Origin of the sequence: Sphingomonas sp. LC-1 (genome assembly GCF_025371035.1) — a bacterium.
Lineage (GTDB): Bacteria > Pseudomonadota > Alphaproteobacteria > Sphingomonadales > Sphingomonadaceae > Sphingomonas > Sphingomonas sanguinis_E.
In genome coordinates, this window is the sequence record NZ_JANZXB010000010.1 from 182,027 (window position 1) to 190,574 (window position 8,548).

The 8,548-nt window shown below is 61.1% G+C and carries 5 protein-coding genes and 2 pseudogenes; 3 read left to right on the forward strand and 4 right to left on the reverse strand.

Features of this window, described 5'->3' with window-relative positions:
• Positions 1-184: 184 nt before the first annotated feature.
• From NZL82_RS14830 to NZL82_RS14840, 3 genes are all read right to left on the reverse strand, one after another.
• Positions 185-3,445: a TonB-dependent receptor gene (locus tag NZL82_RS14830; protein ID WP_261270527.1), complete on the reverse strand. Its 3,261-nt coding sequence runs from the start codon at positions 3,443-3,445 to the stop codon at positions 185-187.
• Between the two features lie 75 nt (positions 3,446-3,520).
• On the reverse strand, positions 3,521-4,600 hold the full coding sequence (locus tag NZL82_RS14835) for a purine nucleoside permease (RefSeq protein ID WP_261270528.1): 1,080 nt from the start codon (positions 4,598-4,600) through the stop codon (positions 3,521-3,523).
• A 624-nt stretch (positions 4,601-5,224) separates the two neighbouring features.
• Entirely contained in the window at positions 5,225-5,404 is a 180-nt protein-coding gene (locus NZL82_RS14840) for a hypothetical protein (RefSeq protein WP_261270529.1), read from the reverse strand.
• Positions 5,405-5,632: 228 nt separating this feature from the next.
• Between NZL82_RS14840 and NZL82_RS14845 the strand changes: the two genes are divergently transcribed.
• From NZL82_RS14845 to NZL82_RS14855, 3 genes and pseudogenes are all read left to right on the forward strand, one after another.
• Complete coding sequence (locus tag NZL82_RS14845; protein WP_261270530.1) at positions 5,633-6,136, forward strand: sigma-70 family RNA polymerase sigma factor; 504 nt, start codon at positions 5,633-5,635, stop codon at positions 6,134-6,136.
• 131 nt (positions 6,137-6,267) lie between these two features.
• The gene (locus NZL82_RS14850; protein ID WP_261270531.1) at positions 6,268-7,311 is read left to right on the forward strand and encodes a FecR domain-containing protein; all 1,044 of its coding nucleotides are present in this window, start codon (positions 6,268-6,270) and stop codon (positions 7,309-7,311) included.
• A 281-nt stretch (positions 7,312-7,592) separates the two neighbouring features.
• Positions 7,593-8,267 (forward strand): annotated as a pseudogene (locus NZL82_RS14855) (TonB-dependent receptor plug domain-containing protein); the annotation flags it as partial.
• A gap of 173 nt (positions 8,268-8,440) precedes the next feature.
• Here NZL82_RS14855 and NZL82_RS14860 read toward each other — a convergent pair.
• A pseudogene (locus NZL82_RS14860) lies at positions 8,441-8,548 on the reverse strand (IS5/IS1182 family transposase); the annotation flags it as partial.

Below are 8,548 nucleotides of genomic sequence, written 5' to 3' on the forward strand. Positions count from 1 at the left end.
CCCGGTTTTCCCCGCACACATGGCCGATCCAGAAAAGGCCGGGCCCCTCCCCCCTATAGTCAAGCCCGGTCGGAAGAGTCGCCGGGCGAAAGATAGCCCCGCGGGTGGGTGATCCCAACCCGCGGGGTCCTGTCGGCTCTTCGAGGGGCAAGGGCAATCGGCGAACGGATGTTCGCCGCGCCGTTCAGAATTCGACCTTCGCGCCGATCCGCAGGCTCCAGAGCGACACTCGGCCGACATTGTTGATCGCAGGGTTCGAGAAGTTCGAATAGCGATACTGCGCGCAGCCCGCCGAGGTGGTGGCCGCACAGGCGACGTTCACGACCGGCGCGAGATAGGGGAAGGCGACCTGACGCAACGAGCCCCAATCGCGGTTGATGAGGTTCAGGACGTTTTCCATGTCGGCGAAGATCTTGAACCGCGCGCCCAGGGGCAGCGGCACTTCCTGATCGGCGTGAAGGTCGATCTTCGTCCAAGTCGGCGCGCGCTGGCTGTTCTTGGACACGATCGCGCCCTGCTTCAGCCCATTGTCGCGAACAAAGGCCGAGAAGGCGTCGAAGGTCGCCTGGCTGTCATAGGTGACGCGCGAGTCCGCCCCGATCGCGGAGACGTTGGGCACATAAAGCAGATAGCGATTGGAACTGCCCGCCGTGCCGAAGATCGAGTGGCCGTTGACCAGCGCCGGATCGTTCATCGTCAGGCTGTAGGGAAGGCCCGAACGATGCTCGCCGAACAGGCTGATCCGCGTCTTGTAATCGCCGAAAAAGGCATGGTCGTAATCGATATGGAACTTGATGCTGTTGCGCACCTGGTAGATCGACGTGCCATAGGCCGCGATGTTCGGATCGACCATGGCATTCTGGCCATAGGTGCCCGATGCGGTCGTGCCGTTCATCGAGGAAACATCCTTCACGTCCTGCCACGTATAGGCCGCGCCGAGCGAAAGGCCGGAATCGAAGTCCTTGTCGATCCGGGCGACAGCGACGAAGCTATAGCCCTGTTTCGTATTGGTCAGCAGCAGATCGGTATTCGATCCCGCGGTCAGCGAGACATAGCGGGTCCGGCCGTCCGGCATCGTTCCCGCCGCGGCGAGGCGGAGATCGCGATAGATCGAGGCGTTGTTGACCCAGCCATAATAGACGTCGCCACCCAGCGTCCATCCGCTGCCCAGGAAGCCCTCGAACGTCGGCGACCAGTCGAGCGACAGGCTGCTCTTCCACGTCGAATCCAGCTTATAGTTGCGATCGAGCGCATTGACGTTGGCGAGCGATAGAGAGGTCGTGTTAGTCCGCAGGAAGTCGGTGACCAGCGAACTGAAGCTGCTGCCGTTCACATTGTCGAGCGCCGCGGCGCAGACGTCTGCCGGGACGGGCGCGCGGCAACCACCGCTCGCCAGCCGTTCGAACGTCACCGAATTGGCGAAGACGCCCGACACCGAATAGCTGTTGCCCAGGAAGACGTTCGGCGCACCGCCCGCGAACAGGCCGATGCCGCCGCGCACCTGCAGCGTGTCGGTCGGTGCGTAGCGGAAGGACAGGCGCGGTTGGAACACCGACCGACCGTTCGTCGTCGCGGTATTGGTGAAGTTGTAGCGCGAGAGGAAGAACGTGTTCAGCGGCGGTGGCGTGGTGCCGCCATACAGGTCGATGCGACCACCCGCCGTGACGTTCAGGTTCGCCATCGGGTCCCAAGACACCTGTCCGCCAAAGGTATATTGGTCATATTCGAAGCTGGCCAGCGTATCGATCAGGTTGCCCGTCACCGATCCGCCCAGCGTCAACTGGCTGGCGCGCCGGTTCTGGAAATCCGCCAGCGAGTCGAAATAGAAATTGCCATAGGCATTCTGGGTGAAGGCATTGGCGACATCGAGATGCTGGTACCCGGCGTCCAGCTTCATCGTGAAGTTGCCCGCCTCCAAACGCGCGACCGCTTCGCCGCCATATTGCTTCGTACGGACATAGTTGAAATGGCGGAACTGGTCCGGCCCGAAATAGAGCCTCGCGGTACCCGGTGCCGCGGTCGAACCCTGGGTACAGGCGACGAGGCTGCCCGCCGACACGGAATCGAGACAGACCTGCATCTGCGCGAAGGGAGTGGCGCCGAAGGGCACCGGCGTCAGGTCATAGGCGCGGAAATTGCCGCGCAATTCGGTGTGGAAGCGCGAGCTCCAGTCGGAATTGAGCTGGACGACGATCGAATCGACCTTTTCGGGCCGCCGATAGTTGTTCGACCCCAGGCCCAGCGCCGGGCTGGCCGCGACGGCGCTGGAGAAGCCCGCGGTCGAGGTCTGCGCGCTGTCGTTCCGGATATAGGTCGCCGACAGCCGCTGGCCATCCGTGACGTTCCAGTCGAGCTTGGCGGTATATTTCTTGTCGGTTTCGAGCAGCGTCGACTGCACGCCCAGCGTATCGTAATTATAGACGCTCTTCGCGGTGCTGGTGACCCCGGCGATCTGTGCGTCGGTCAGGTTGGGCACGACCGTCGGGAAGCCGGCGGTGCCGATCTGGATCGGCGTATCCTCCTTGAGATATTCATAGGCCAGCGCGAAGAACAACTTGTCCTTGATGATCGGCCCGGACAGAAACGCACCATAGTTGCGGCTCTCGAAGTCCAGCGCGATCCGGCCGCTCGGCGTGCCGGGGCCCACGCGGGTACGGCTGCCCGTCAGGCCATCCGAACTATAGGTATAGAAGGCCGAACCGGTCAGATCGTTGGTGCCCGAACGCAGGACGACGTTGATCGCGCCGCCCTGGAAATCGCCTTCGCGGATGTCATAGGGGGCGACCTTCACCGACAATTGCTCGATCGCGTCGATCGGCACCGGCCCGCGTGCGGTGGGCAAGCCGCCGTCGTTCAGACCGAAATTGTCCGAGAAGCGCACGCCATCGACCGAGAACTTGTTCAGTCGCGCATTCTGCCCGGCGATCAACACGCCACGCGAGGTCCGGCCCGCGTCGATCGTGGCGAAGGGATCGCGGCGCACGATGTCGCGAATGTCGCGCTGAACCGACGCAACGCCCTCGATCGCCTGGCGGTTGAGCACGGTCGCGGGACCGCCTGCGGTATCGACCGCCCCCACTGACCGCGCGGTCACGACGACTTCGGCCCCCTGGGGCGCGAGCTCGACCGGCAGGCTGAGCGGTTGGCCAGCGGTCAGATTGACGTCGGTGATGACCGTGGTCGCATAGCCCGGCGCGGTGATGCGGACGGTGAAAGGACCGCCGACACGCAGACCGGCCGCGCTGAAATTCCCGTCCGTGTTGCTGCGGGTCGTGGCCGTCGTGCCGGACGGCACGTGCGTCACCAATATCTCCGCATCGCGCACCGGGACGCCGCCCGATACCACCTGCCCCCGGATGGTCGATGTGACGTCCTGTGCCGCGGCGGGCAGTGCCGTGGCAATGATCGCGATCGCGGCGGTGCCGGTATAAAGTAGAGTACGCATATATCCCCCCAAGGTTCGTATCGGTTCGGTTGTGCCGCGGCCCGTGCCGCACATGGCGGCAGGCCCAGCCCTGAATTATTTCGGTGGCGCCTGTTCGTAGCGATCCCAATGAACGAGCAATTCGTCGACCACGCGGGACCCGACCGCATAGAGGCTTTCCAGCGCGGCGGTCATGCCGGTATAGCCTTCATTCTCGCGCAGGAGATTTTCGGCAGCGCTGACACCCGGTGGCGGCATGTCGTAATTGCTGCCCGCGCGCAGCACCATCACGCGGTCGCGGTCGACCTTGCCGGCGCGGTCGAGATATTCGATCGCCTGCATCGTACCCGTCTCCTCCATCGCGGAGGTGACATATTCGCCCTCACCCTTGGTCCAGTAACGCGTCCAGCCATTGGCCCAATCATTCAGCCGCGCGCCGTGCCAGAACGTCATCGCGGCAAGCTGATCCCCCTTCAACACGAAGGGCGGACGCTGCGCATTGGGAAAGCCGGTATAGCGCCGGCGTTCGGCCGCAATGCCCGGATCGTCGGGCAAAGTCATGTCCTTCGTCAGCGCATAGGCCCAGTCGCGCAAAGCCCCGTTCAGTTCAAACAGCTCGCCCGACGGCTCGGGCCGCGGCGCTGGATCATTGGGTCCTTTGCGGCGGCGGGGGAAGTAGCCGGTCTTCCAGTCCGCCGGGATCTCGCGCGCGTCAATCTCATGCGCCAGGTCGCCGTCCACCAGGTAACGCGCCCAGGCCGCCGAACCGATCGACGCATCATGCGGATCGATCCCGGCGATACCTGCCACCAACCAATAGGCATGGGTGAGGTCTAGCCGCGGGTCGAGCCCGACCGCCATCGTCGCCGCTGCCGACTTGATATTGCCCACGCCGGTGACGATCGACAGGATGCGGCTGTCGGGATTGTAATAGAGGTCGTGGAATCCCTGCGGGAATGGGATGCGCATGTCGAGCTTGCGCCGCTCCTTCCACAACTGGAACTCGCCGGGGGCGTCGCCGCTATCCTTGCCGATCTCGAACATGGTGACGACGACCACGCGGACGGGCAAGGGCGTGGAACAGGGGCCGCCCGGCACACAGTCCGCAGCGCGCGCGGAGCCCGTCGCCATAAACGCGGCGGCGAACAACAGGGCAGTGGAAAGCAGACGAAGCACGTGATGATCCCCCGATCGATCCTCTCGTCCCGTCGCATGTCAGGTCGAACCACTTGCACGGCTCGCCACCGCATTTGCAGCGGCATTAATGCCCTACAAAGTCCAAAGCTTACGATCAAATGCAATGATTCCGACGCTGCGTTGCATAAATCAGAGCAGCCCCGAAGCGGCCGGGCCTTTATCAGCCTACGGCTGGGAAACGCCCCTCAGGAGAGTAAGAAGGAAACGGCAACATTGAGGCTGAGGGGAGTTTGGCTGAGGCGGCGGCCCGCAGACGCAACGCCGCATCATTGATGGCTTCACATCCTATCGCCGGGGTCGACGTTCGAGGCTGTCGATGCCCCCGCGCGTTGGCGGTGCGATTAGACAACCGGGGGGCGAGAAAAGCGGGATCAAGAAGATGCGCATCATGACCTCCAACGCATCAAGTCATTGCAATCGCCCAGGTGTTTGATCCCAGCGTTTGATGGTGCGATCCTTTCGTTGGAATGGAAGGGTGCCGTATGGGACAGGTACGTCATGGGTGCGCCACGACCACGCACGCAGAGCTGAACGCGAGACCGAGGATGCTCGCTACACCGGGACCGGGAATGATGCCCTTCACGAAGGATGCCGCAGCAAAGGTCAGCCAAAGGTGCAGGTCCATTCGGAGGCGGACAGAGCGAAGTTATGACGGATGATCGCCGGACTGCATGGGAGCACGCCGCTATGGCTTAGCCGCGCCTCCACTCTGAGACGGTACATGCCCACCGGATGCAAAAAATCGACCATTTCTGTTGCGTTGTGTTTGTTCTCCGCTTTCATTCATCCCTCTGTCGATCGAGGTCTTTGGTCGTTCGCGGGGACTTGGCCGCCTCCATTAATCGACTATTTGGCGTTGCATTTTTTCGGAAAAGAGAGACGTCAGCGTGGTGCACGGCAGTGACGTTGCCAATCCTTTTGCCGATCGCTACTAATGCAACTCGTTCGCAAGTGTTTGGATGGTGGACAATTCGAGTCGCCCCTCGGGCGCCGTGTTTCAAGGCGATGGATGTGGGGCAGATTAAGTTCGAGTATCAAGAGGTTATCCAGAAGCGCCGAGAACTGATCCGCTATGCCAGTCGGATCACGGGTGACCGAGACCTCGCCGAAGAGGTGGTTCAGGAGGCCTATCTGCGGCTGGGCGAGATGGCCGCGAAGCAGCCTTTGGCACGGCCAGGCGGCTATCTGGCCAGGATTGTCCGTAATCTTGCGATTAATCGCCTCTGGCGCTCGCGCCGGGAAAATGAGGCCTTCGTGCCCGATGGCGAGGCAGCGCTCGCCAACATTGTTGCCGATCAGCCTTCACCGGAGCAGATGGCACTTGCAAATGATCAATATGCCCGGCTTGAGGCTGCGCTTGCCGAATTGCCGAACCGGACGCGGATCGCGGTCGAAATGTCCCGATTCGGCGGTGCGAAGCTGCGCGAGATCGCAGAGGAATTGGGCGTGTCTGTAACCGTCGCGCACGAGCTTGTCATCGATGGCATTGCCCATTGCCGCTCGCGCCTGCGTTGAGGAATAATGAGGGGTTATAACGAAATTATCCGAAAAAATCGGACGCCAAACAGTCGGTATCGATTGACGCTTATGCAATCATGGCATCGGGCGAAGGTCTGTCTGTACGGCGATGGGCTGAGGGAGCTATAATGCCGGAGGATGATGATTCCGCCGCGAAGCATGCTGATGCAGAAGCACTTGAATGGATCGTCGCGTTTCAGGAATCCCCGGATAATGCCGACCTACGCGTGCGTTTCGAGCAATGGTACGACGCTGCCCCGCTAAACGCCGCGGCATGGCAGGAAGCCGCACAGGTTTATGCCAGCATTGGAGAGACGAGGCCGGTCCACATTGCAAGATGGGAGAAGCTAGCGGAACGTCGCGCTCCTACGCTGGCTCCGCCGATCGCCGCTGTCCGCAATAAGCAACACGTTCGAGTTGGTGCGTCTGGCAGCAAGGGCAAGGGGCGCCGCCGGCTGGTCACGGTTGCATTGCCGGCCGCAGCCGCCGCGATAATTGTAGTCATGGTTGCCCCGGAACTGGCGTTGCGCTGGCAAGCAGACGCGCTGGCGGGCACCGCCGAACCGCGCGAGATCGACCTAGCGGATGGAAGCCATGCAAGCTTGTCGCCCGGTTCGGCGTTCAGCATCGACTATTCAAAAAAGGAGCGCCGCGTCACGCTGTTGCGCGGAAAGGCATGGTTCGAAGTGCGCCATGAATCCGGCCGACCCTTTCGGGTAGATGCCCGGAGCATCAGGACGACCGATATAGGCACCGCCTTTGAGGTCGGCATGACCGATGACGCGATTCATATCGCGGTCCAACAAGGCACTGTGCGCGTGGATGATTTGACGAAGGCGCGCGCCCTTTCCGATCGGCTTGTCGCCGGACGATCCCTGTCTATCGGCCGGGAGGGACAAACCCAGCAGCAAGTGGAGGCCCCAGCCTTGATCGGCGCATGGCGTGACGGACAACTCGCCGTGCAGGACAGACCAATGCGCGAGGTCATAGAGGCGCTGCGCCCTTGGTATGTCGGCATGATCGTTGTGCGATCTGATGCGCTGGTCCAGCGCCATGTGACTGGCGTGTATGACCTGCGCAATCCAGTCGGGGCGATGGAGGCGCTGACCAAAGCCTATGGCGGGCAAGTTATTCGCATTACGCCGTGGTTGTTGGTTCTCGCTGAATCCTGACGGCCAATTGGATAATTCCCTGACAATTAACCATCAGAGAATAAAACGATTATCAGCGTAAAACTGAAAAGGCACAAATTTTTCCGAAAAAAAACGAAGCTCTACAGTCGATATAATGCGAGGGATTACGCATCTGCAACCCGTTCGCATTATCATGGGAGCGGCCCTCATCCTATATTTTTGATGAAGGACGTTTCATGGTGAATTATGGGGGTTTGAAACTCAGCAACCGGCGCGCGATTTGTGCTGCGACCTTGCTGGCAACAACGACAATGGCGGGAATGGCATACAGCGTTCCAGCAAAGGCACAGGCAACTTCCGCCCGAACCTTCGACATTCCCGCCCAGTCGCTTCCCTCCGCGCTAACAATCTTTGGCCGCCAGTCCGGCTTGCAGGTCAGTGTGCCGGCCGCCTTGGCCAATGGCCGTACTTCCGCCGGCGTATCCGGCGAACTGGCCCCGCTTGAGGCGTTGAGCCGCCTTCTGACCGGAACCGGCCTAGTCTATCGCATCAGCGGCAATATCGTGACGCTCGAAACGGCGCCCCAATCGGCAGACGGTGCGATCCAACTTGGTCCCGTTCGCGTCGAAGGGGAATCCGCAGCGGGAGCGAGGGGCGCTTATATCGGAGAGCCTACGGCTACTTCGTCGGTAAAGGGTTATGTTGCGCGTCGTAGCGCCAGCGGCACCAAAACCGACACACCGATTGTAGAAACTCCCCAATCCATATCAGTTGTGACGGCGGAGGAGATGCGGACTACGAAGGCTCAGAATCTCACCGATGCATTGACCTATACCGCGGGTGTCTATCGTTCCGAAGGTAATGATCGTACGGCGGACCGGATCAATCTTCGCGGCTTCGCTTCAGATGCTATCGAAGGCAGCCTCTATCGCGACGGCATGCGCTACATGGTGAACGCCTTTAATGGTAAGCAGGAGCCTTACGGCTTGGAACGCGTCGAAATTTTGAAAGGTGCCGCCTCGGTTTTGTACGGCAACGCGGGTCCAGGTGGTATCATCAATACGGTGACCAAACGCCCCTCCAGCGATCCTGTTCATGAAGTAAATTTGGAAATCGGAAGCTTTGATCGCAAGCAGCTTTCGTTCGATCTAGGGTCAGGACTCGTTGATCACAGCCAGAAGATGACGGTGGCAGCGAGGGTGATGGCGGAAAAGAAGGCGGTAGGGCAGCGATCGTATCGGGTTGCGACGCGGCGCCAGTCCTTGAGGCGACCGAA